Raw genomic sequence first — 24838 nt, forward strand, 5'->3', positions numbered from 1 at the left:
ATGCTTGCCGCCCGCGCGAGTGCCTCAGGCCCTCGTGCGGTAACCTTCAAACGCATGGGCCAGGAAAATCCCCGCGCTTACCAAACCCATCAGTGCCGAAACCGTCTCGATCATCGTCTTATTCCATTCCGCCCTGCACGCGAGAAAACGCGGGCGGCCTTGCACAGTCAAAAGAATTCCAGTGAGCGGCGCGACAATGGGGGTGGAGTGAGGATTTGGCGCAACAGAATGTCCGGCCACGGCACAGAGCAGGGCGCCCGCGCCCCGTAGTTCAACGGGGCGAACGCATACGCCCCGTTTACCATCCCGGCGTGAACGCTGTGGGCTCCCCATTTCCGCCGTGTTCGGGTTGCGTTATCGTTACCACTTCCGACGCGGTGGTGGGCCGCCTCGGAGCAAAGGACCGGATAGCGCTGCCCCGTAGCCAAAGCGGGTTAGGTACGCCTCCGGCGAAATGGTATTTGGGGCGAATGGGGATCCGTCGGTCAGATTCGGTTTTGCGGGTCGCGCGCGCTGCTGCGGCGGCCGCGACCTGCCTTGCGCTCGCCAATTGCGCCTCCTCCAACAAATTCGCCAGCCGCGTCGATCCGAAATACGGCGTGTCCTCGAGCCCCCGGGTGGTGGCTTTGGGCGATCCGGTCCCGAAGGGCGGCGGCGCCTACCGCGTCGGCAAGCCCTATGTGGTGGGTGGCCGGACCTATGTGCCCGAAGAGGACGTCAACTACCGCGCCGAAGGCATGGCGTCCTGGTACGGCGACGATTTCCACGGCCGCCTGACCGCCAATGGCGAAGTGTTCGACATGGGCTCGCTGACCGCGGCGCATCCAACCCTGCCGATGCCGTCCTATGCGCGGGTCACCAACGTCTCGAACGGCAAGTCGCTGATCGTCCGCGTCAATGACCGCGGGCCCTATCACGGCAACCGGCTCATCGACGTCTCGAACAAGGCCGCCGAACTGCTTGAATTCAAAGGCAATGGCATCGCCAAGGTCCGTGTCGAATATGTCGGGCGGGCGCCGCTGGAAGGCTCCGACGACCGCCAGCTGATGGCGACCTTGCGCACCGGGACCCCGGCGCCGTCACCTTCGATGGTCCGGGTCGCCTCCGCGAGACCCTTCGTGCCGGAGCTGCCGTCGTCGAACCGCGGTGCCATGCGCGGCGAAGTTCCGACGCCGGAGGGACGGCCCTACAATCTCGGCAACACCTCCGCCGACATGGCTTCACTCAGTGCGACCTCGGAAATGTCGGCCTCGAGCCGTAACCGGGGCCGGGCGCTCCAGAACGCCCGCGCCGTGTCCTATGATGGTGACGGACGCTATGCGACCGAGAGCGCGCCGTCCGGCGCCTACGCCTCGGACGGGGCTGCTGAGGCCCGCGGCATCCTGAGCGGCCGCGGCCTCTACTGAGCCGCGCTTTCCTTCAAGAACTTCACCAGCGCCGCATTCACCTCCTCGGGCCGCTCCTGCTGGACCCAATGGCCGGCGCCGTCGATGATCAGCTTTCGCGTCAGATTGGGCAGCACGCGCTCGAGCTCGTTGACGCGCTTGGCTCCGATCAGGCCGGTGATAACGGCGTCTTTCGAACCGGCAATGAAGAGCGAGGGCTGGTGGATCTGCGCATCCTGCCAGGGCGCCGTCAGCTCCCAATTGCGGTCGAGGTTGCGATACCAGTTCAGCCCGCCGCGGAAGCCGGACTTGCGGAAGGATTCGGTGAAATAGGCAAGGTCAGTCTCGCTGAGCCAAGCCGGCAGAGGCTCCTCCGGATTGCCGTGGCCGAGGAAGCCCTTGCCCTCCTGCACGAACATTGCCGCGGAGGGATCGGCAAGGCCCCGCCCGCCGAGCACGATGCGCATGGTGCGCGCGACGTCGTGCTCGAACTCGGCCTCGGCAATGCCGGGCGCCTGGAAATACTGCCAATAGAAATTGCTGATGCCGCCCTGGCGCAGGAGTTCGAGCGGCTTGCCGCGGCCGCGGAACGGCGGCGGCACGCTCAGGCCAGCGACCGCCGTGAAGATGTCGGGCCGGAACAGCGCCGCGTGCCAGGCCACCGGAGCACCCCAATCGTGGCCGACCGCCATCGCCTTGGTCTCGCCAAGTGCCTGCACGAGGCCGACGATATCGCCGACCGTGTCGAAGATCGAATAGGCCGCCGCGTCGGGCGGCGCTGAGCTTTGGCCGTAGCCGCGCATGTCAGGGGCGACGACGCGAAAGCCGGCCTGCGCCAGCGCCAGGATCTGGTGGCGCCAGGAGTAGGAGAGTTCCGGCCAGCCGTGGCATAGCACCACCAGCGGCCCCTGACCGGCTTCGCGGATGAACAGGTCGATGCCATTGGCCTTGATTACGCGGGTGGATGACATCGCTTTTCCGCCTTGTTTCAGGGGTTTGGTCAGAAAATCTGAGGTGCCACGATAGGGGCGGGACGAGAATCGTGCAATCTCGGGACAAGCCGCCACCCCGTGTTGTTCGCACCCGCTCCAACTGTTAGAACGCCGCTCTCAGGGCTTGGCCATGGAATTTCATCTTTCCTCGTTGGGGCGCACCCGGTTCATCGCCGGAGCGCTGGCGCGCGGGCTGATCGCGACGGCTGTGGTGGCGGCCATCGGCTGGGGCGGGGCGCTCTACGCCGCCAACCAGAGCGTTCAGGGCGCCAAGAAAACAGATGATGCCGGCTTCGACGGCGACGCCCCGACCGCGATCCTGATCGAGGCGTCCAGCGGCAGCGTGCTGTTCGAGAAGAACGCCGACGAACTGCGCGCGCCCTCCAGCATGATGAAGCTGATGACCGCGGAGGTCGTCTTCAACGCCATCAAGAAGGGCGACATCAAGCTGACCGACGAATACCGGATCAGTGAGAACGCCTGGCGCCGGGGCGGCGCGCCCTCCGGCGGCTCGACCATGTTCGCCGCGATCAACAGCAAGGTCACCGTCGACGATCTCCTGCACGGGGCGATCATCCAGAGCGGCAACGACGCCTGCATTGCGCTCGCCGAAGCCATGGCGGGCAACGAGCGGATTTTCGCCGCCGACTTCATGACCAAGCGCGCCCGCGAGCTTGGCCTGACGAAGTCGACCTTCGGCAATTCCAACGGCTTGCCCGACCCCGCCAACAAGATGACGGTGCGCGAGCTCGGCATCCTCGCCCGGCACATCATTCTCGATTTCCCCGAATTCTATAAACTGTTCGGCGAGAAGGAATACACCTGGAACAAGATCCGCCAGCCCAACCGCAATCCATTGCTCAATTCCATGGAAGGCGCCGACGGTCTGAAGACCGGCTACACCAAGGAAGGGGGCTACGGCATGGTCGGCTCGGCCGTGCAGAACGGCACGCGGCTGATCGTCGTCGTCAACGGGCTGGAAGACCCCGAAGATCGCGCCACCGAAGCCAAGAAGATGCTGGAATGGGGTTTTCGCAATTTCGAGACCCGCGCCCTGATCGCGGCCGATCAGCCCGTCGGCTACGCCAAGGTGTTCGGCGGCGAGAGCCGTTCGGTGAAACTGGTCGCCAAGACGCCCGTGAAAGTGATGGTGCACAAGAACGGCAGCGACAAGCTGATCGCGCGCGTCGTCTATAGCGGCCCGGTGCGCGCGCCGGTCGAGGCCGGGCAGAAGGTCGGGCTGGTCAGGGTCTGGCGCAGCGGCAACATCGCGGTGGAGACGCCGGTCTATGCCGCAGACGCGATCGGCACTGGCTCGACCGTGCGCCGCGCGATCGACGGCGCCAGCGAGCTCGTGATCGGCATGTTCCGTGCGGGCGCCGAGAAGCTCTGATCATGAGTGAAAGCGCGGTAAAGTGGCCGTCCGGACGCGGGCGTTTCGTCACCTTTGAAGGCGGCGAGGGCACTGGCAAGTCGACCCAGATCAAGAAGCTCGCCGATCGTCTCAAGGCAGCCAGGATGCGCATCCTCGTCACGCGCGAGCCGGGCGGCTCGCCGGGCGCCGAGATCATGCGCCATCTGGTGCTGTCAGGCATGGGCAAGCTGCTCGGACCCGAGGCCGAGACGTTGCTGTTCGCGGCCGCGCGCGACGACCATGTCCGCACCGTGATCCAGCCCGCGCTCAACCAGGGCACCTGGGTGCTGTGCGACCGCTTCGCCGACTCGACGCGGGCCTATCAGGGCAGCCTCGGCCGGGTACCGGCGGCGCTAATCAACGCGATGGAGCGGGTCACGATCGGAGATCTCAAGCCGGACCTCACCATCATCCTCGATCTGCCGGTCGAGATCGGCTTGCAGCGCGCGGCCGCACGCCGCGGCAGCGGCACGCCGGACAGGTTCGAGGCCGAGAAGCTCGGTTTCCATCAGGGTCTGCGCGAGGCCTATCGCAAGATCGCAGCGGACGATCCTGCGCGCTGCGTGCTGATCGACGCCAATTCCGACCCTGATACGGTTGCCGGACGCATCTGGACCGCGTTGCGTGATCGCCTGCTTCCGACGCCGGCATCGGTGGTGTCCATATGAGCCCGCGTCAGACCGAGCGCGAAACCGCCATTTCTCATCCGCGCGAGACGAGCGTTCTGTTCGGCCATCGCGAGGCCGAGACCGCGCTGCTCGCCGCCTATCGCAGCGGGCGCATCCCGCATGCCTGGCTGATTGGCGGGCCGCAAGGCATCGGCAAGGCGACGCTGGCCTATCGGATGGCTCGCTTCGTGCTCGCTCACGGCCAGCCGCTGGCGCTTTCGGTGCAGCGCGCCGAAGATCTCGCCATCAATCCTGATGACGCCGTGGCGCGGCAGGTTGCGGCGAGCTCGCATGGGGGCCTGTTGACGCTGGAGCGCACCGCCAACGATCGCGGCGTGATGCGCACGGTAATCACCGTGGACGAGACGCGCGAGACGATCGGTTTCTTCGGCTCGACCGCGGCGGCCGAAGGCTGGCGCGTCTGCATCGTCGATACCGTCGACGAGCTCAATCCAAATGCCGCCAACGCGCTGCTGAAAATTCTCGAGGAGCCGCCGCAGCAATCGCTGTTCCTACTGGTGAGCCACGCGCCGGCGCGCGTGCTCGCCACAATTCAGTCGCGCTGCCGCAAGCTGCGCCTGCGCGCGCTCGCAACTGACGACGTGATTGGAGCAGCCGCCACCGCGGCCGATCTCGACCCGAATGATCCGGCGTTGCGCGAGGCGGCGGAGGCGTCCGAGGGCAGCGTCGCGCGGGCGCTGACGCTGCTCGGCGGTGACGCCCTGAAGCTCCAGCAGCGCACGGCCGCGCTGTTGGCGCGACTGCCGCAGGTCGATCCGCGCGAATTGCACACGCTCGGCGAATCGCTCGGCACCAGCGACCGCGTTGCGCTTGCCGCCTTCATCGACGGCATCGATCGCTGGATCGCGGAACGCCTGCACGCCGACGAGGCCAATGCCAACCAGAACCTGCCGCGCCTTGCGCGCCTAGCTGAGGTATGGGAAAAGATCGTCCGCGCCGCGCGCGACACCGAAACCTACAATCTGGAGCGAAAGCCCTTGGTTTTCTCGGTGTTCGGCTGGCTGGCGGACGCAACGCGCTAGAGCATGATCCGGAAAACTGTGCAGCGGTTTTCCGATGGGATCATGCTCAAGACAATAAACTAACGCAGGTTCGTTTCCAAATTTCGAGAAGCCGGTAAAGGAATTCGTCGTGGCAGCGCGAGCTAAGAAAACCGCTAAGGGCAAGAGCAGCAAGAAGGCCGCCACGAAGGCCGTCAAGAAATCCGCGAAGAAGGCCGTGAAGGCGCTCGCGCGCAAAGCTGCCAAGAAGGTCAAGAAAGCCACGAAGACCAAAAAGACGGCTGCCAAAAAAGCCGGGAAGAAGAGCGCCGCGAAGACGGCAAAGAAGGCAGCGAAGAAGCAGGTCGTTGCCAAGAAGACGGTGAAGACAGCGACCAAAAAGCCAGCCAAGGCTTCGGCGAAAAACAAGGCTCCGGCGAAGAAGATAGCCAAGACGGCGAGGGTGGCTGCGCCTGCCGTGACCACCACACCAGCTCCTGTCGCCACGCCGCCGAAAATTGCCAAGCCCAAGGCCCCTCGCGCGGCGAAGTCCATCACAGCGCCGCAGGCCACCACGCCCGTAGCCGTCCCGGCGCGCGACAACGTCTTCTACATCACGACTGCGATCGCCTATCCCAATGGCAGCCCGCATATCGGCCACGCCTATGAGGCAGTCGCGACCGATACGTTGGCGCGGTTCGCCCGACTCGACGGCAAGGATGTGTTCCTCCTGACCGGCACCGACGAGCACGGCCAGAAGATGGTTCAGACCGCGGCCAGCGAAAAAATGTCCGTCTCGGAGCTCGCGGCCCGCAATGCCGGCCGTTTCAAGCAGATGGACGAGCGCCTCAACGTGTCGTTCGACCGTTTCATCCGCACCACGGAGGAGCAGCATCATCGCTCCAGCCAAGAGATATGGCGGCGCATGGAAGCGAACGGGGACATCTATGCCGACATTTATGCCGGCTGGTACTCCGTGCGTGACGAAGCCTATTACGCCGAGGACGAGACGCGCCTGAACGACGACGGGGTGCGGCTCGGGCCGCAGGGAACGCCGGTCGAATGGGTCGAGGAGAAGAGCTACTTCTTCCGCCTGTCGGCCTATCAGGACAAGCTGCTCAAGCTCTATGACACGCAGCCCAATTTCATCGGTCCCGACTCCCGCAAGAACGAGGTGGTGAGCTTCGTACGGGGCGGCCTGCGCGATCTCTCGATCTCGCGCACGACGTTCGATTGGGGCGTCAAGGTGCCCGGTGACGAAGAGCACGTGATGTATGTCTGGGTCGACGCGCTCACCAATTACATCACCGGCGTCGGCTTCCCCGACGAGAGCAACAAGAACTGGCGCTATTGGCCTGCCGACGTGCACATCATCGGCAAGGACATCATCCGCTTCCATGCCGTGTACTGGCCGGCGTTCCTGCTGTCGGCCGGGATCCCACTACCGAAGCGGGTCTATGCCCATGGCTTCCTGTTCAGCAGGGGCGAGAAGATGTCGAAGTCGGTCGGCAACGTGGTCGATCCCTTCAACCTCGCCGAACAGTACGGCGTCGACCAGATGCGCTATTTTTTTCTGCGTGAGGTGCCGTTCGGCCAGGACGGCAACTACAATCACGAGGCCATCGTCGCGCGCATCAATGCCGATCTCGCCAACGATCTCGGCAACCTCGCGCAGCGCTCGCTGTCGATGATCGCAAAGCAGCTCGGCGGCGTGCTCCCGGAGCCCGGCGAATTCAGCGACAACGACAAAGCGATCCTGTCACAGGCTGACGGCATGCTCGCGGCGTCCCGCGAAGCGATGGCGACGCAGCAAATCCATCACTGGCTCAACGCCGTATGGGCCGTGGTCGCGGAAGCCAACCGCTATTTCGCGGGCGAAGCGCCGTGGGCGCTCGCCAAGACCGATCCTGTCAGGCAGAAGACGGTGCTCTACGTCACCGCCGAAGTCGTGCGCCAGATCGCGATCCTGACCCAGCCGGCGATGCCGACGGCCTCGGGATTGCTGCTGAACAGCCTCGGGATCCCCGAAGGGGAGCGCAACTTCGCCGCGCTCGGCGGTGCAACGCGCATCGCGCCCGGTACGACGCTGCCCGCGCCGACGCCGGCCTTCCCGCGCTACATCGAGCCGGCAGCCTAAAGGCGTTCGCACCATGCTGGTCGACAGCCACTGCCACCTGGATTTTGCGGATTTTGCGGAGGATCTCGACGGGATCGTGTCGCGGGCGCGAGCGGCCGGCATCGGCCGCATGGTCACCATTTCGACTCGGGTGAAAAAGCTGAACCAGCTTTTGTCTATCGCCGAGCGCTATGACGACGTCTATTGCTCGGTCGGCACCCATCCGCATAACGCCGATGAGGAAGACGGCATCGCGCCGGACGAGCTGATTGCGCTGACGCAGCACCCCAAGGTCGTCGCGCTCGGCGAAGCCGGGCTCGACTATTTCTACGACAACGGCTCGCCGGAGGCGCAGGCGAGGGGCTTTCGTGCCCACATCGCCGCCGCCCGCGCCACCGGCCTGCCGCTGGTGATCCACACCCGCGAGGCGGACCAGGATTGCGGCCGTATCCTAGAAGAGGAGACGGCAAAAGGATCGTTTCGCGCCGTGTTGCATTGTTACACCGGCGGGCGCGAGCTGGCGCTGAAGGCGGTCTCGCTCGGGCTCTATATCGGCTTCACGGGCATCCTGACCTTCAAGAAGTCCGAGGCCCTGCGCGCGCTTGCGGCCGAACTGCCATCCGACCGCATTTTGGTTGAAACAGACTCGCCCTACCTTGCGCCCGGCAAGTTCCGGGGCAAGCGCAACGAACCGGCCTATGTGGTCGAGGTCGCAAAAGTGCTCGCCGAAACACGCGGCGTGTCGTTTGACGAGATCTCGTGCCAGACAAGCGAAAACTTCTTTCGCCTGTTCTCCAGGGTGAAAGCTTAGAACTGGGAGCCGCATGACGCTGACGCTGACGATTCTGGGCTGCGGCTCCTCCGCCGGCGTGCCGCGCCCGGCACTCGGCTGGGGTGCCTGCGATCCCAACAATCCCAAGAACCGCCGTCGCCGCTGTTCGCTGCTGGTCGAGCAGACATCGGACGAGGGCACCACGCGTATCGTGATCGACACCTCGCCGGACCTGCGCGAGCAATTGCTCTCGACCAATGTCGACCACATCGATGCAGTGTTCCTGACCCACGAGCACGCCGATCAGACCCACGGCATGGACGATCTGCGTTCGGTCGTGATGCACATGCGCCGGCGGATTCCGACCTATCTCAATCAGACGACCGCGAACGACATCATGTCGCGGTTCTCCTATTGCTTCGTCTCGCCGGCGGGCAGCGACTATCCGCCGATCCTGACGGGGCATTCGATCGAGGCCGGTGAAAGCCAGACCATCCAGGGGAAGGGCGGCGCGGTGACGATGACCGCCTTCCTGGTTCAGCACGGCAACATTCCCGCGCTGGGCTATCGCATCGGCGATGCCGCCTACACACCCGACCTCAACGACATCCCGCGCGAGAGCTGGGGCGCCCTGGAAAATCTGGATCTCTGGATCGTCGATGGCCTCCGCTACACCAGCCATGTCAGCCATTTCAGCATCAACGACGCGTTGTCCTGGATCGAGCGCTTCAAGCCGAAGCGCGCCGTCATCACCAATATGACGGCCGACGTCGATTATGAGGTGATCCGGCAGTCGCTGCCGGCGGGCGTGGTGCCCGCGTATGACGGGCTGCGGCTGGAGACCCGCTGAACCTGCGGTGGAAATTCCGGCGAGAGCCGGCATACTGCTTGCTTGCGCTAGCCCCATCATGTTGATCTAACGTCTGAAAGACAAGGCGCTGGGCAGAGGCGATATTCATGCAGGACCGGCGTGCGACGTACGATCGCCGGGACTGTCTGAATCGCCTCGTGTGAGGATGGGGATCGCGTTGGCAGGGGACGATGTCACGAGCCGGGGACCGGTGCGACGCGCGCTGGATCTCCTTTATCTCGGTGCGGGCTACGCCGCCGGCGCCTTCATGGTTGCGATCTTTGCAATCATGATGATCATGTCGATCGGGCGCCAGTTTGCGGTCAACATTCCCGCCGGCGATGATTTCGCCTCATGGTGCATGGCCGCGATGGCATTCCTCGGCCTCGCTCACACCTTCAAGCGCGGAGAGATGATCCGGGTCGGCCTGCTGCTGGAGCGTCTGCATGGACGCACCAAGCAGGTTGCGGAGGTCGTGGCCCTCGGTATTGCCGCCGCTTTCATCCTCTATTTCACCCGGCATGCCGTGCAGATGACCTACGATTCCTGGCGCTTCAACGACGTGGCGCAGGGCGTCGTCGCGCTTCCGCTCTGGATTCCGCAGCTCGGGTTTTCCGGCGGACTCGTGATCCTCTCGATCGCGCTCATTGATGAAATGGTCAGTGTCGTCGGCGGCAACCGGCCGAGCTACGAGAAGGGCTCGCCGGACGAGACCCCGGACGAATTCATCGAGCGGATCTCACAGGGCGGCGGAGGTTGACGATGGCCAATCTCGGCATGATTGAACTGTCGTTCATTCTGCTCGGCGTCATGATCGTGCTGCTGGGAAGCGGCATCTGGATCGCGGTTTCGCTGGGGCTCGTCGGCTTCGTGGCGATGGCGCTGACCACGAGCCTGCCGCTCGGCTCGGTGCTTGCGACCACGACATGGAGCGCAAGCTCGTCATGGACGCTGGCCGCGCTGCCGCTGTTCATCTGGATGGGCGAGATCCTCTTCCGCACCAAATTATCCGAGGAAATGTTTCGAGGCCTGTCGCCCTGGGTTCAGTGGCTGCCGGGGCGCCTGACGCATGTCAACGTGATCGGCTGCGGCATCTTCGCGGCGGTGTCGGGCTCGTCGGCGGCGACCTGTGCGACCATCGGCAAGATCGCACTGCCCGAGCTGGACAAGCGTGGCTACGACAAGGGCCTCAGCCTCGGATCGCTCGCGGGCTCCGGTACGCTCGGCCTGCTGATCCCGCCGTCGATCCCGATGGTGGTCTATGCGGTCACGGCGAATGTCTCCGTGCTTCAGGTGTTCCTCGGCGGCTTCCTGCCCGGCATGCTCGTGATGGTGCTCTATTCCGGCTACATCATCATCTGGTCGCTGCTGAACCCGAAGAAGATTCCGCCGCGCGATCCCCCGATGCCGTTCCGCCAGAAGCTGCGGGAGTCGGCCAGGCTTGCGCCCTGCCTGTTGCTGATCCTGGCGGTCTTCCTCTCGCTCGTGCTCGGCTTTGCGACGGCGACGGAATGCGCCGCCTGGGGCGTTTCGGGCGCGCTGCTGCTGGCGTGGTGGAGCCGCACGCTCACGCGCAAGAACTTCCTCGAAAGCATCATGAGCGCGACGCGCCTGACCTGCATGATCATGCTGATCCTGGCAGGCGCTGCCTACACGACCGCAGCCATGGCCTATACGGGCATTCCGGCGGCGCTTGCCACCTGGGTCCAGGGCCAGCAGCTCACGCCGGGCATGCTCGCGCTGTATCTGAGTATCATGTACATCATCCTGGGATGCCTGATCGACGGCATCTCAATGATCGTCCTGACCGCCGTGATCGTGCTGCCGATGGTCAGGCAGGCCGGTCTCGACCTGGTCTGGTTCGGGGTCTATCTCATCATCCACGTCGAGATGGCGCAGATCACGCCGCCGGTCGGTTTCAATCTGTTCGTGCTCCAGAACATGAGCGGGCGCGACACTTTCACCGTTGCGCGGGCGGCGTTCCCGTTCTTTGTCCTGCTGCTCGCGGCCGTGTTCATCATCACGGAATATCCGCAGATCGTGATGTTCTTGCCCAAGCTCGCCTTCCCAGACTGAGCGTACCGTTTTGAAATTGACTGTGAGGAGAAGCCCGATGATGTCTCGTTTATTCCGCGCATCCCTGATCGCCGGCGCCGTGCTGGCCGTGACACCCGCTTTGGCTCAGACCAAATGGAATCTGCCGGCAGCGTATCCGGCCGACAATCCGCACTCCGAGAACCTCGTTGCTTTCGCCAAGGACGTCGAGGCTGCCACGTCCGGCAAGCTCCAGATCACGGTTCATCCCGGCGCGTCGCTGTTCAAGGCACCCGATATCAAGCGCGCGGTGATGACCGGGCAGGCGCAGATGGGCGAAGTCTTGCTGTCGATCCACGAGAACGAGGATCCGGTGTACGGCGTCGATGTGGTGCCGTTTCTGGCGACCAGCTTTCCGGACGCCATGAAGCTCTATCAGGCGTCGAAGCCGCTGATTACGAAGAAGCTCGATGCGCAGGGGCTCAAGCTGCTGTTCGTCGTGCCGTGGGCGCCGCAGGGCGTCTATGTCAGCAAGCCGCTTGCGACCATCGAAGACATGAAGGGCCTGAAATGGCGGGCTTACAACGTTGGGACCGCGCGTATTGGCGAGCTGGTCGGCGCGCAGTCGGTCACCATTCAGGCCGCCGAGCTGCCGCAGGCGCTTGCCACCGGCGTCGTGAACTCCTTCATGTCGTCCGGCGGCACGGGCTACGATGCGAAGGCATGGGAGTCGCTGAAATACTTCTATGACGTGCAAGCGTGGATCCCGAAGGACTACACCTTCGTCAACAAGGCCGCGTTCGAGGCGCTCGACAAGCCGACCCAGGAGGCCATCCTCAAGGCCGCCGCGACCGCGGAAACCCGCGGCTGGAAGGCCTGGCAGGACAAGAGCACCTGGTACATCGATCAGCTCAAGGCCAAGGGCATGACGGTCGAGCCGCCGAGCCCGGCCCTGAAGGCCGGATTCCAGAAGATCGGCGAACAGCTCACCGCCGACTGGCTCAAGAAGGCGGGAGCCGACGGCCAGGCCCTGGTTGACGCCTATAAGAAGATGTGAGGGCGGGAGGCTCGGCGAACCCGACCTCGTCGAAACTGCGAAACGACTTCGCGGCGACACGCAACCGCCGCGGAGGTCGAGACAAGCTCAGGCCGAGATCGCCTTCGCCGATCCCGCTTCGTTGCGCAGCAGGAATTTCTGGATCTTTCCCGTCGACGTTTTCGCGATCGGCCCGAACACGACGGCCTTCGGCGTCTTGAAGCCGCTCATATGCGAGCGGCAGAAGGCGATGATGTCGGCTTCGCTCGCGCTGGCGCCGTCCTTCAGCTCGACGAAGGCGCAGGGCACTTCGCCCCATTTCGGATCGGGCTTTGCGACCACGGCGGCGAACAGCACGGCGGGGTGCTTGTAAAGGATGTCCTCGACCTCGACAGAGGAAATGTTCTCGCCGCCGGAGATGATGATGTCCTTGGAGCGATCCTTGATGATGACGTAGCCGTGCGCGTCGAGCACGCCGAGGTCTCCGGTGTGAAACCAGCCACCTTCGAAAGCTTCCTTCGTCGCCTTGTCGTTCTTGAGGTAGCCCTTCATCACGATGTTGCCGCGGAACATGACTTCGCCGATGGTCTCGCCGTCGCGCGGCACCTGCCTCATGGTCTGGGGATCGATGACGGTGACGCCTTCCTCGAGCGGGTAGGGCACGCCCTGCCGCCGCTTCAAGCTGGCGCGCTCGGCTGCGGGCAGATCATCCCAGCCTGGCTGCTCGGCGCAGACGGAGGCGGGGCCGTAGACCTCGGTCAGGCCGTAGACGTGCGTCAGCTTGATCCCAATGCTCTCGGCGCCCTCGAGCACCGCGACCGGCGGCGCGGCACCGGCGATGAGCCCGACGAACCGGCGCGCGGCACCACCCTTCGGCGCATCGGGTGCGTTGATCAGCGTGTTGTAGACGATCGGCGCGCCGCACATGTGGGTGACGCCGTGCTGCTTGATCAGCTCGAAGATCTTGGTCGGCTCGACCTTGCGCAGGCAGACATTGATGCCGGCGGCCGCCGCAATGGTCCAAGGGAAGCACCAGCCGTTGCAGTGGAACATCGGCAGCGTCCAGAGATAGACCGGATGCTGGCCGAGTTGGCCCGCGAGGATGTTGCTGACGGCATTCAGATAGGCGCCGCGATGATGGGTCACGACGCCCTTGGGATTTCCCGTGGTGCCAGAAGTGTAGCTCAGCGCGATCGCGTCCCATTCGTCCTTCGGCGGGATGGCGGTGAAATCGGGATCGCCTTGCGCGACGGCAGACTCGTACTCGATCTCGCCGATGCGCCTGCCGCCCTTGAATGCGGCGTCGTCGACGTCGATCACGAACGGTTTTGGACCACTCATCTGCGTGAGCGCATCGGTGATCACGCCGGAAAACTCCGGGTCGACCAGAATGATCCTTGCGCCGCCATGGTCGAGCTGAAATGCGATCGAAGGCGCATCGAGCCGGATGTTCAGGGCGTTGAGCACGGCACCCGTCATGGGTACGGCGAAATGCACCTCGTTCATCGCCGGAATGTTCGGCAGCATCGCAGCGACGGTGTCGCCGACGCCGATGCCCTTGCCGGCAAGATACGAAGCAAAGCGCTTGCAGCGCTCATGGGTCTCGCGCCAGGTGAAGCTGCGCCCCTCGTAGACCGTGCTAACGTGATCGGGATAGACCGCGGCGCTGCGCGCAAGGAAGCTCAACGGGCTCAGCGGCACGTAGTTGGCGGGCGTCTTGTCGAGACCGATATTGTACTGGTTCTGCCGCTCGCTCATCGACACCTCCCTCACGCGCCGGCTTACAGGAATCCGATGGAGATCCACGGAAACACGGCGACGACGATCAATCCTACCAGCAGTGCCAGCAGATAACCCCAGATCGGCCTGATGCCTTCGGCCGGATCGACGCGTCCGATGGCGCAGGCGGCATAATAGCCGACCCCGAAGGGCGGGGCGAATAGCCCGATACCCATGGCGAGAATGATCACCATGGCATAGTGCACCTCGTGCACGCCGACCGCACGCGCGATCGGAAACAACAGCGGCCCGAACAGCACGATCGCCGGGATGCCCTCCAGCACGCTGCCGAGGATGGTGAAGGCCAGGATCGAGACGGCGATGAAGGTCGCCGCGCCGCCCGGCAGTCCGGTCATGGCCGCCGCCAGCGCGCGCGAGAAGCCTGATTGCGTCAGGCCCCAGGCCATGCCGGTGGCCGTGCCGATGATCAGCAGGATCGCGCCCGACAGCGCAGCGGTTTCGACCAGCATTGGAAACAGCCGCCGCCAGTCGAAGCGGCGGTAGACCAGGAGTCCGACCAGGGCGCCATAGACGATGCCGATGGTGGAGACTTCGGTGGCGGTCGCGATGCCTTCGACCACGGCGTAGCGGATCACGAAGGGCAGCGCGAGCGCGGGCAGGGCGATGATAAAGGTCTTGCCGATCTCGCCGCCTGTGGCGCGACGGACATGGCTCATGTCCTCGTGGCGGTAGCGCCACCACACCAGCATGCACAGCGTGATCGCCAGCACCACCCCGGGCAGCAGGCCGCCGGTGAACAAAGCGGCGATCGAGACGCCCGTGACCGATCCGATCGTGATCAGCACGAGGCTCGGCGGAATGGTTTCGGTCTGCGCGCCGGTGGCGGCAAGAAGCGCGACGAGGTCGCCGGGCTTGGCGCCGCGCTGCTTCATCTCCGGGAACAGCACGGGCGCTACCGCCGCCATGTCGGCCGCCTTGGCGCCGGAGATGCCGGAGACCAGATACATCGCGCCGACCAGGACGTAATGCAGCCCGCCGCGGACATGGCCAAGCAGGCTCGCCAGGAACGCCACCATGGCCCGTGCCATGCCGGTCATTTCGATCAGGAGCCCCAAAAATACGAACAGCGGCACCGAGAGCAAGATGAGGTGGCTCATGCCCTCGTCCATCCGCCCGACCAGCACCATCACCGGCGTGCGCGTGGTCAGTGCCAGATAGCCGAAGATCGCGAGCCCGAAGCCGAACGCGATGGGAACACCGGCAAAGACGCAGAAGCCGGCGACGCCGACGAAGAAGATGACGAGGTTGAGATTGCCGAGCGGCCGCAGATAAGGCTGCGCCAGCCAGAACAAGCCGACGACGACGGCAACGGCGACCGCGGCCGTCAGCACCATGCGGTAATCGGCTGCGCGCAGCAGCCGCAACAGCGCGAACACCGCCATCAGGCAGATTCCGGCCGGCAGCGCCGCGGCGCGCCACATATTGGAGATCTGCAGCGCCGGCGTGGTGATGAAGCTTTCCTCGTAGGCGTAGTCCCAGGACGGCCAGACGATCAGCGCCAGGAAGGCCAGCGCCGCGCAGGTCGCGACCAGATCGAGCCAGGCCCGCGTGGCCGGCCTGGTGCTGGCGACAACCGCGGTCATGCGCATGTGCTCGGAGCGGCGGAACGCGACCGCCGCGCCCAGCATGGCGAGCCACAGGAACAGGATCGAGGCAAGCTCGTCCGACCAGATCAGCGGCCGGTGCAGGCCGTAGCGTGCGACCACGCCGGCAAACAGGATTGCGATCTCGGCGACCACCAAAATGGCCGCCGGGATTTCGACGAGGAGCCCGAGTGCGCGCTCCGTCGAGGCCAGCAACGAAGGTCGGCGAGGGGACCGAACAGTCGCCTCGCCCGCCACTCCGTTCACTTCGACCTCGATATGAGCCATGACGGCTCCAACGCGTTACGACAGCTTGCCGACCGCCTTTTCCAGCAGGTCCCAGGCCTGATCGCCGTATTTACCTTTCCACTCGGCATAGAAGCCGGCGGACCGCAGCTTGTCGCGGAACGGCGCGACCGCGGGCTGGTTGAAGGTCAGGCCCTTGCCCGCGAGCTCCTGCTGCAGGTTGGCATTGAGCTTGGCGGTATCCTCACGCTCCTTGAGCGCTGCGGCATTGATGTTCTTGGCGACGATGGTGCGCACATCCTCGGGCAGGCTGCTCCAGGCCTTGCGGTTGGCCAGGAACCAGAAGCCGTCCCACATGTGGTTGGTCAGCGAGCAGTATTTCTGCACCTCGTAGAGCTTGGCGGTCGAGATGATCGCCAGCGGGTTCTCCTGGCCCTCGACGATTCTGGTCTGCAGCGCGGAATAGACCTCGGCGAAATTGATCGAGGCGGGCGCCGCATCGAACGCCTTGAACATCGAGGTCCACAGCGGCGACACCGGCACGCGGATCTTGAAGCCCTTAAGATCGTCCGGACCGGTGATCGGCTTGCTCGACGACGTGGTCTGGCGGAAGCCGTTGTCCCAGATCTTGTCCATGACCTCGAGCCCGGCCTTCTTGATCTCGCCGCGGACAAAGGCGCCGAGATCGCCGTCCATGGCCTTCCAGACCGTGCCGTAGTCCGGGAACGCGAAGCCGATGCCGTTGATGGAGGCCGCGGGCACCAGGGTCGACAGGATCAGCCCCGACAGCGTGAAAAACTCGACGCCGCCGGACCGGATCTGGCTCAGCATGTCGGTGTCGGACCCGAGCTGGTTGTTCGGGAAGATCTGGAGGTCGAACTTGCCGCCTGTCTCGGCCTTGATCGCCGCCGCCATCTCCTTGGCGCGCACGTTCAGCGGATGGGTGTCCGGCAGGTTGTTGGCGTATTTGTAGGTGAACTCGGCGCTCTGGGCGCGGGCCACATGGGGCGCACTGAGGCCGCCCAGGACCGCGGTGGCGGCGGAGGCCTTGAGAAGCGTGCGGCGGGAAAAGCTCATGGGTCTGCTTCCTCGGAAAGTTTGTTGTTGTTCTGAGATGCAAATCTATACGGACGGAAGGTCAGAAGGTCATCTGCGATCTCGCGAAGCTTCGCTTATTGCAGCCGGACATCCTCACGGCAATATCGGCTTTCGGAGGCATGGGCCGGATTCAAAAACCGAAAAACAACCCCATGCACAGTAGCCGTCGAAAGTCGGGCGACGTGCGACGGGCCGGCCCGGAAGAGAACGAGGAACGAAGGTCCGATGAGAGGAATTCTGGCTAAATAACTGATCTGATTGTATATAAATATATTCCATAATATACCTTATGCGAATCATGGATATGGCCGTGCAGATCAGGCCAGATAAATCCACAGCTACCCAGAACCCCTCTCTCGGCTCACACTTGGCGCCAAACAAGCCCCGGGCAAACCGACGCAGCGGTTGATGCCCACGGCAGCATTGGAGGTTCGTCATGCAGGAGAACGTCGCCCGCACAGATCGCTCGCGCGCCATTCCATTCGATGCGGCCAAGCTCGACCGTCTGATGGAGGCCGCCGGCCTCGACGTCCTAGTCGCGACCTCCAAGCACAATGTGCAGTACATGCTCGGTGCCGAGCGCGCGATCTTCTTCGACTACATGGATGCGCTGGGCGTCAGCCGCTATCTGCCGGTCCTGATCTATCCCAAGGGCGCGCCGGAGCACGCGGTCTATGTCGGGCACCGGCTGGAGACCCATCAGCGCGCTGTCGCGCCGCCATGGATTGCGCAGGTCCGGACCGAGTCCAACGGCTCGGTCGATGCGATCACGCGGGCCGTAAGCCTGATCCGGGATGCCGGCGTGCCCTTGAAGCGGGTCGGGGTCGAGATGGCGTTCCTGCCGATGGATGCGGGCCGGGCGCTTGCCGATGCCCTGCCCGGCGCCGAGCTCAAGGACGCACTGCTGGTGCTGGAGCGGCTGCGCGCGGTGAAGTCGGCCGACGAGCTGGCGAAACTCAAGACGGCCTCCGAGCTCGTCATCGCCTCGATGCTGGAGGTGATCGCCGGGCACGGGCCTGGAACGACCAAGCAGCAATTGTCGGACGCTTTGCGGATCGCCGAGGCCAATCGCGGGCTGACCTTCGAATACTGCCTGCTGGCCTGCGGCAACAGCCACAACCGGGCGCCGTCGACGCAGCGCTGGGAGCAAGGTGACGTGCTGTCGCTCGATTCCGGCGGCAATTATCACGGCTATATCGGCGATCTCGCGCGCATGGCCGTGCTCGGCGATCCCGATACCGAGCTGAAGGAGTGCCTGGCCGAGATCGAAGCCGTCCAGCGCGCCGCCTTCGCGGCGGTGCGGCCCGGCGCCGTGGGCGGTGACATCTACGTCGCGGCCGAGCGGCAGCTCGCGAAGATCAGCCAGCGTGACTGCACGGAGTTTTTGGCCCACGGCATGGGCCTCGTCAGCCATGAGGCCCCTCGCCTGACCGCCAAAGGCCCAATCCCCTACGATGACACCGACGCTCGCCTGCCGCTCGAAACAGGCATGGTGGTGTCGATCGAGACCACGATGAAGCATCCGAAGCGCGGGTTCATCAAGCTCGAGGACACGGTCGCGGTGACGGCGACGGGCTACGAGATCTTTGGCGAGGGCGGTCGTGGATGGAATCTGGGGGGCAGTGCGCTGTAGGCTGGGACCACACACGGCGCTTACGGCAGACATTCGCCCTCTGCCCGAGCACCAGTGGGTGGTCAGCGCCCTCACCTACACTGCCATGACCTAGACTTCCGCGGAAGCAGTAGCTCTCGGCATTCGCATGACTTGCTCGAGGGCATTTCGGTGCTTCAGCACGGCAAGGGTCTCGCGTGCGCTGAGGCTGCTGACGACTTCCTCGAAGTCGTCGCTCTGCTCGATCTTGGCCCGGCCGATCGCGAGATCTATGTCGATTTGGCCCGATTTGCGAGGCGGCGTTTCGAGGGACTGCATGTGCGGTCCCAGCAACGCGGGGTTCTGTCGAAGTTCGAGCAGAGCTCCATGTGCCTGGATCCGAGCCTGGCTGGCAAGCTCTCTCGCCCTCTGCAACAGCGCCGGCGCGCGATTGTCCTCGGGGGTCGCAAACAGGTGCGCCATTCGCGGCGCCGTCGACGTGACGAGACCGATCGGAATGGCGCAAACGAGGCCGATGATGACTGGCGACATCCAGAGCAGCAGCGGAAGCGACACGGCGTAGGCGCTTGCCGCCATTGCCAGACCGCATAGGGTCGGCACCGTGAACTTGCGATAGACTTCATCGCGCGTGATCCTGCCATCGCTTCGCCGTTGAACTTGCCAGCCCGCGTCACGGCCCAGCAGGATCTCCGCAACGGCGGTGGATTGAAAGATCATCATGGATGGGGCGATCAAGGCGGCAAGCAGGCTCTCGGCGACTACCGCCAGCAGCACGCGAAACCCGCCGCCGAATGCCTGCCGTTCCGCACGCCTGGTGAGCAAAACGAGGTAGGCCAGCAATTTGGGCAGGATGAGCAGCCCCATTGTCGCGGCAAAGACCCAGGCGGCAAGCACGGGATCCTGTGCGGGCCAGGTTGGAAACAACGAAAAGCCCTTGGGAAAGTACTCCGGCTTGACGAAATAGGCCTGCAAGGAGATCAGGATTCCGAGCAATAGAAACAGCAGCCATAGGGGCGCGGTGAGATAGGAGCCGATGCCGGTCAACAGGTGAAGCCTGGAGACCCAGTGCAGGCCTCGAGCAGGCAGAACGGCAAGATGCTGGAGATTGCCCTGACACCAGCGGCGGTCCCGCGCCGCGAAATCCAGCAGCGACGGTGGCACCTCCTCGAAACTCCCACCGAGGCCTGGAGCCATGAAAATCCCCCACCCCGCCCGCCGCATCAGCGCGGCTTCGACAAAATCGTGGCTGAGGATGTGGCCGCCGAAAGGTTTCCTCCCGCGCAATTCGGGCAAACCCGCCTCTTGCGCAAAAGCCTGCACCCGGATGACGGCATTATGTCCCCAGTAGTTGCCTTCTGAGGCGTGCCACCAGGCGTTCCCGGCCGCGATCAGCGGACCGTACAAACGACCCGAGAACTGCTGAAGCCGGCTAATCAGGGTTCGCGCATTGACGACGATCGGAAGCGTTTGAATCAGCGCGGCCCGCGGGTTTGCTTCCATCGCGCCCACCAGCCGAACGATGGTCTCTCCGCTCATCAGGCTGTCCGCGTCGAGAATGATCATGTAGTCGTAGGCACCACCGAACCGCCTCACCCATTCGGCGATGTTGCCGGACTTTCGGGCGGTGTTGTCGGATCGGTGACGATAGTAGAGATGGCCCGAACCGCAGTTGCGCTGCAGTTCCAGAAACGCAAGCTCCTCGGCAATCCAGATGTCCGGATCTGTGGTGTCACTGAGCAGAAACCAATCGAACAACGGGGCCTGTCCGGTTTCGCCGACCGACTCGTACATGGCGCGGAGTCGCGCCATGAGATGGTGCTGGTCCTCGTTATAGGTCGGCAACAGCATCGCCGTTCGGCCGGTGATCCCGGGCAGCGGACCGTGGCTGTTAATTGGCAGCACATCCGGTCGGCCCCGCAGGAGCACAAAAAAACCGGCGACTGAAGACACGAACGAAAACGCGATCCAGGCGAGCAGCACGAGAAATAGCCCGAACACCATGCCTTCGAGGACCGTGACGCCACCAACCTTGAGAACGTCGTACATCTCAACAGCGCCCGCAGCGGTAATCGCGACCGTTCCGCCAAGAATGAACAGGCGCCGCGCTGCAACGGCAGGGGCGGTCCGCAGTCGCGCCGGATAGGCACGATTTGTCCCGTCCAATCGGCAGGGCAGCATCGGGAGAGGCGTTTCGTCGGGAAGATACCGAATGCCAAGCTCAGGCGAAAGCGCGGGCGACGGCGTCAGGGCGCCCATCGGTAAACCCAGACTTCGGAGATCGGTTGGTCGCCCTGCATCAAGACCGCCCTCAACTCGATAGGCGCGTCCTTCACGGCGCATTGAAAACTCAGGCGCCAGCCGCCGGTTTCCGGGTTTGGCTGTGTGACGACGTTCTTGATCTCGGATTTGTCGGCGCTGACGGCGCCCCTCACCTTGTCAGGATCGACCTCCTTCAGCTTGTCACCGAGCAGCTCGAGCACGAACAATTTGCTGTCGTCGCCCCGGGCGCCAACGCCTGTGCGGGTGAACCGGGCCAGTGAATTGGGCTTCGGCGCGTCCGGACCCCAGTGCAGACGATAGGTGTAGTTGTTTTCGCTCTTGGCCTGGAGAGCTGTTTTCGGGCGCCAGAAGGCGGCGATGTTGTCGTGAACTTCCTCCTTGGTCGGGATCTCAAAGAGGACCACACTGCCCTCTCCCCAATCTCCGATCGGTTCGACCCAGAGGCTCGGGCGACGCTCAAAGCGCGATTCGATGTCCTCGTAGGCAAAGAAGTTTCTCTCCCGCTGCATCAGGCCGAAGCCGCGAGGATTGAGGTCATTGAATGTGCTGGCCTGCAGATCGCGCGGATTGTTGAGAGGACGCCAGAGTTGCTCGCCCTTTCCGTTGAACACGGCGAGCCCATCGGAGTCGTGCACCGCAGGGCGGAAATCGTCGACATCGTGTCGGTCGTTCGGACCGAAAAAGAACATGCTCGTCATGGGCGCCAGGCCGGCATGCTGCAGCTCGATTCGCGGATAGAGCGACATCTCCACGTCGAAGACCGTCGGAGCGCCGGGCCTGATCGTGAAACGATAGCTTGCCGTAGCGCTCTTGCTGTCAAGCAGCGCGTGTACCACGACAGATGTGGCACCCGGCGCGGGCTTCTCCAGCCAGAAGGCCTTGAAGAAGGGAAATTCCTCCCCCTTGCTCTCGCCGGTATCGATCGACAGACCGCGCGCGGAAAGGCCGTAGGTCTCGCCTTTGGCAACGGCACGGAAGTAGCTGGCGCCGAGAAACGCGCAAACCTCGTCGTAATAGTCGGGGCGATTGATCGGAGTGTGAATGCGAAACCCGGCAAATCCGAGATCGGCGTCCGCTACCTGGCCGATATTGTCGCCGAATGCAAAATCGTCGCGCCGGTACCTGATCGGTACGGCTCGTCCGCCGGAGACCTCGTAAATGTCGACCTTGTTCTTGTAGAAAAAGCCGCGGTGGAAAAACTGGACCTCGAAAGGCAGCTTCTCGCTGCGCCAAACCGCGCGCTCCGGCAGAAAGCGAATTGACCGGTACTGATCGTAGGTGAGATCCTTGAGCGCGTCCGGGACCTTTTCGTCTGGTGGCTCAAAGGGCTTACTCGCCAAATTGCGGGCAAGCTCGCGGACATAAGAGGGGCCAAACGGCAACTCCGCCGCCGATGCCGCAGAGAGTGCGCCGGGCAGTAGTGTTGCCAAGGGCGTCAATGCCGAGGCTTCCAGGAATTGTCGGCGATTCAACTGTGCTACCCGTTCGGTTCCAACCGCAGTGCAACCCCCTCGTCGCGAACGAGTTCCATGAGCGCGGCCGAATCCGAGCACCCTGTTGCCGACGAGCTCGTCGATGCGGACTTGGCAACATCGCGCTGATCCGCCTCGGTTGCGCCTGCAGGACGAGCTGCAATTTCCGATTGAGCATTCTCGAGCCATGGCGCCGCACAACGCTGCAGCCCCCGCAGGTAACTGGATGATCGCCTTAGCGCAGCGGCAGCAACTCCAGCTGGCTCTGCGCTTTCTTGACCGCCGTCGCATACCAGCTCTGGCTTGGCGCTTCCCTGGCGAAGCACGCCGTGTACGCGGTCATCGCGTTGTCTTCGCGGGTGATGTCGCCGCGGGGGTCTTTCTTGTCGATGTGTTTGGCCATCATCTGCTTCCAGACCTTTTCGCAGGCCGGGATATCAGCCGTCTTCACCGCGTCGCTTGCGGCGAGAAAGAAGACCTTGTCGCCCTGGATCGCCACGACTTCGATTTCATGCGGCGGTCCCTTCAAATCGCCATTGCCGCGCACGCCCAGTACGGCGACCGCAGCGCTTGCTCCCGCGGGCTTCGTGATCGGCAACTCGGCATATTTGGCGAAGGCGGAGTCCTGGATGGCTTGATAGTAGAAGCGGTCCGACTTGAATGCCGCGCCGATCTCCTGTGGCATGCCGTCGTCGCGGTGCTCGCGCAGCCAGTGCTTGAGCAGGCCAGTCGTGGTCACCACCGCCTGCATCTTGTCGCCCTCGGAGGCGAAGCCGAGCCCGTCGAGATGGCCGAAGCCGGAATCGCCCTTGAAAAGCGTGTCCGCGTTCGTCTTGCCGTCGGCCGGCAGTCCCTTGATCGCGACGGCGCCCACCATGCCGCGCAGGACGCCCGTCAATTCCTTGAGTGCCGCATCGTGCTGCTTATAGGTCTCGTCGTTCTCCGTGGCTTTCGAGAACTTTGCGATGTAGCGATCGCGCAGGTCGAGATAATGCTGCTCCGGGCCAGCCGCATGTGCGGGCGTGGCGAAAGCGAGCAGGCAGAGCAAGGCGAGCGATCTCATCTGATTTCCGACAGGGCTGGGTCTGATCTCCAGTCTTTGTGCCGGTGCCGTGCGGGAAGGTTCATCCGCGAGCGGCCAGGAGCCCTACTCCGCCGGCGTCAGTTGCTGCCGGCTCGGGCGCATCGCCGCCGTCTCGCGGACGCGGATACGGGCGCGGCGTTTGCGCCACCAGATCACGATTCCGGTAACCGAGAGTGCTGCCACCACCAGCCCCATGATCGAGATCAGGATGCGGCCGAATAGTCCCACGATGCGGCCTGAATGCAATGGGAATTGTGCCTGCACGAAGATGTCGGCGGCGGTGCCGACCCAGGGCAGCCGTTCGCCGATCGGACGACCGTCCTCGCTGTCGTAATAGAGCTGCGCCGGGCCGACGCCGCCGGCGCCGTGATCGTCGCCCGGATGGAAGAAGGCCGCGGCATAGACACCATGGGCCGGGCCGTAATTGACCGAGCCGACCGGGACGGTCCACCCTCGCCCCTTGCCGTCGGCCGCCGCGCGCGCGGCGATGTCGGCGAAGCTGACCTTGGGCTCGATGGGGTCGTCGAGATCGCGATACGGCCGCTGCTCATAGGGCGTCGGCGTGTAGTTCGACACCATCTTCATCAGCGGCGAGAACACCTCGAAATAGAGGTTCAGCGAGAATGCCGTGAAGGCGATGATGAACAGGAGGCCCCAGGTCCACAGGCTGAAAGCGCGATGGAGGTCGAAATTGATCCGGTAGGCGCTGCCCGAGGTTTTGATGGTCCACGCCGGCGCCCAGCGCGCCCAGAAGCCGCGTTCGAGCTGGCGCTTGACCTGGGGCGCCCGTGCAGCCTTGGCGCGCCGGCGCGAGGGCAGCGTCAGGTAGAAGCCGACGAAGCAATCGATGGTCCAGATGATGGCGATGATTCCGAGCAGGCGCATGCCCCAGCGGTCGCTGCCCCAGAATTCCGGGATGTGCATGGTGTAGTGCAGCTTGTAGAGAAACGAGACGAAGTTCTCTCGCGTCACCGGCCACACCGCGCCCCAATAGCGCCGGCCGAGCTCCGCGCCGGTGTTGGGATCGAGGAAGATCTGATTGTAGTCGAGCGCGTAACGCTCGCCGGTCGCGGGATCGATCCTGGGCATGACGAAGAACCACAGCGAGTGGCCCGCCTCCGGCGTCATGAACAGGTAGACCACGCGCGCACGGGGATCGCGCTGCTCGATCATCTTGGCGAGATCGATCGAGGGAATGGCCGGGCCTTTGCTGCTGACGTCGAACAGATGGCTGTTCAGGACCTCGTCGATCTCATGATCCCAGGAGATGATCGCCCCGGTGATGCCGGAGAAGAACAGGAAGCCGGCCGTCAGCAGTCCCGCCCAGCGATGCAGCTTGCCGAATATCGCTCTCATCGTCTTCTCTCATCAAGCGGGCCCGGCCGCCATCACGGC

19 protein-coding genes are annotated in these 24838 nt (G+C 64.0%); 11 read left to right on the forward strand and 8 right to left on the reverse strand.

The genetic code is table 11. The annotated features are described in order from the left end of the window. Positions 1-470 precede the first annotated feature (470 nt). Positions 471-1406, forward strand: a complete 936-nt coding sequence (locus IVA75_RS20875; protein ID WP_247286046.1) for a septal ring lytic transglycosylase RlpA family protein — start codon at positions 471-473, stop codon at positions 1404-1406. Here the strand turns inward: IVA75_RS20875 and IVA75_RS20880 are convergent. Continuing rightward, positions 1400-2356, reverse strand: a complete 957-nt coding sequence (locus IVA75_RS20880; protein WP_247286047.1) for an alpha/beta hydrolase — start codon at positions 2354-2356, stop codon at positions 1400-1402. The two genes, IVA75_RS20875 and IVA75_RS20880, sit on opposite strands and share 7 nt — an antisense overlap. 151 nt (positions 2357-2507) lie before the next feature. On the opposite strand from IVA75_RS20880, the gene IVA75_RS20885 reads away from it, so the two are divergent. From IVA75_RS20885 to IVA75_RS20925, 9 genes are all read left to right on the forward strand, one after another. Then, a complete protein-coding gene (locus tag IVA75_RS20885; protein WP_247286048.1) occupies positions 2508-3770 on the forward strand; it encodes a D-alanyl-D-alanine carboxypeptidase family protein in 1263 nt (420 codons plus the stop codon). Positions 3771-3772: 2 nt separating this feature from the next. After that, on the forward strand, positions 3773-4459 hold the full coding sequence (gene tmk, locus IVA75_RS20890; RefSeq protein ID WP_027566949.1) for a dTMP kinase: 687 nt from the start codon (positions 3773-3775) through the stop codon (positions 4457-4459). Then, a complete protein-coding gene (locus IVA75_RS20895) occupies positions 4456-5502 on the forward strand; it encodes a DNA polymerase III subunit delta' (RefSeq protein ID WP_247286049.1) in 1047 nt (348 codons plus the stop codon). The genes tmk and IVA75_RS20895 overlap by 4 nt, the downstream gene beginning before the upstream one ends. 109 nt (positions 5503-5611) lie before the next feature. Continuing rightward, positions 5612-7597, forward strand: a complete 1986-nt coding sequence (gene metG, locus IVA75_RS20900; protein ID WP_247286050.1) for a methionine--tRNA ligase — start codon at positions 5612-5614, stop codon at positions 7595-7597. A 13-nt stretch (positions 7598-7610) separates the two neighbouring features. Continuing rightward, positions 7611-8387, forward strand: coding sequence for a TatD family hydrolase (locus IVA75_RS20905; protein WP_247286051.1), 777 nt, complete (start codon positions 7611-7613; stop codon positions 8385-8387). A gap of 13 nt (positions 8388-8400) precedes the next feature. Beyond that, positions 8401-9198, forward strand: a complete 798-nt coding sequence (locus IVA75_RS20910) for an MBL fold metallo-hydrolase (protein WP_106943604.1) — start codon at positions 8401-8403, stop codon at positions 9196-9198. A 166-nt stretch (positions 9199-9364) separates the two neighbouring features. Beyond that, positions 9365-9958: a TRAP transporter small permease gene (locus IVA75_RS20915; RefSeq protein ID WP_247286052.1), complete on the forward strand. Its 594-nt coding sequence runs from the start codon at positions 9365-9367 to the stop codon at positions 9956-9958. 2 nt (positions 9959-9960) lie between these two features. Continuing rightward, a complete protein-coding gene (locus IVA75_RS20920) occupies positions 9961-11274 on the forward strand; it encodes a TRAP transporter large permease subunit (RefSeq protein WP_247286053.1) in 1314 nt (437 codons plus the stop codon). A gap of 37 nt (positions 11275-11311) precedes the next feature. Then, the gene (locus IVA75_RS20925; RefSeq protein WP_247286054.1) at positions 11312-12289 is read left to right on the forward strand and encodes a TRAP transporter substrate-binding protein; all 978 of its coding nucleotides are present in this window, start codon (positions 11312-11314) and stop codon (positions 12287-12289) included. Between the two features lie 87 nt (positions 12290-12376). Here the strand turns inward: IVA75_RS20925 and IVA75_RS20930 are convergent, their stop codons facing one another. Genes IVA75_RS20930 through IVA75_RS20940 form a run of 3 tightly spaced genes read right to left on the reverse strand, consistent with a single transcriptional unit; the run spans position 12377 to position 16974 of the window. Further along, the gene (locus IVA75_RS20930) at positions 12377-14026 is read right to left on the reverse strand and encodes an acyl-CoA synthetase (RefSeq protein WP_247286056.1); all 1650 of its coding nucleotides are present in this window, start codon (positions 14024-14026) and stop codon (positions 12377-12379) included. A 23-nt stretch (positions 14027-14049) separates the two neighbouring features. Then, on the reverse strand, positions 14050-15939 hold the full coding sequence (locus IVA75_RS20935) for a TRAP transporter large permease subunit (RefSeq protein WP_247286058.1): 1890 nt from the start codon (positions 15937-15939) through the stop codon (positions 14050-14052). Between the two features lie 15 nt (positions 15940-15954). Further along, a complete protein-coding gene (locus tag IVA75_RS20940) occupies positions 15955-16974 on the reverse strand; it encodes a TRAP transporter substrate-binding protein (RefSeq protein ID WP_027517958.1) in 1020 nt (339 codons plus the stop codon). Positions 16975-17431: 457 nt separating this feature from the next. On the opposite strand from IVA75_RS20940, the gene IVA75_RS20945 reads away from it, so the two are divergent. After that, entirely contained in the window at positions 17432-18628 is a 1197-nt protein-coding gene (locus IVA75_RS20945) for a Xaa-Pro peptidase family protein (RefSeq protein ID WP_247286060.1), read from the forward strand. Between the two features lie 90 nt (positions 18629-18718). On the opposite strand, the gene mdoH is transcribed toward IVA75_RS20945, so the two are convergent. The 4 genes from mdoH to fsrB all read right to left on the reverse strand — a co-directional run bounded on the left by mdoH (position 18719) and on the right by fsrB (position 24799). Further along, entirely contained in the window at positions 18719-20863 is a 2145-nt protein-coding gene (mdoH, locus tag IVA75_RS20950) for a glucans biosynthesis glucosyltransferase MdoH (RefSeq protein WP_247286062.1), read from the reverse strand. Next, positions 20851-22359: a glucan biosynthesis protein G gene (locus IVA75_RS20955; RefSeq protein WP_247286743.1), complete on the reverse strand. Its 1509-nt coding sequence runs from the start codon at positions 22357-22359 to the stop codon at positions 20851-20853. Before IVA75_RS20955 ends, mdoH begins: the two co-directional genes overlap by 13 nt. A 235-nt stretch (positions 22360-22594) precedes the next feature. Continuing rightward, positions 22595-23422: a hypothetical protein gene (locus tag IVA75_RS20960; protein ID WP_247286064.1), complete on the reverse strand. Its 828-nt coding sequence runs from the start codon at positions 23420-23422 to the stop codon at positions 22595-22597. Positions 23423-23506: 84 nt separating this feature from the next. After that, complete coding sequence (fsrB, locus tag IVA75_RS20965; protein WP_247286065.1) at positions 23507-24799, reverse strand: siderophore utilization protein FsrB; 1293 nt, start codon at positions 24797-24799, stop codon at positions 23507-23509. Positions 24800-24838: the final 39 nt, after the last annotated feature.

Source organism: Bradyrhizobium sp. 134 (genome assembly GCF_023074155.1).
Classification (GTDB): Bacteria; Pseudomonadota; Alphaproteobacteria; order Rhizobiales; family Xanthobacteraceae; genus Bradyrhizobium.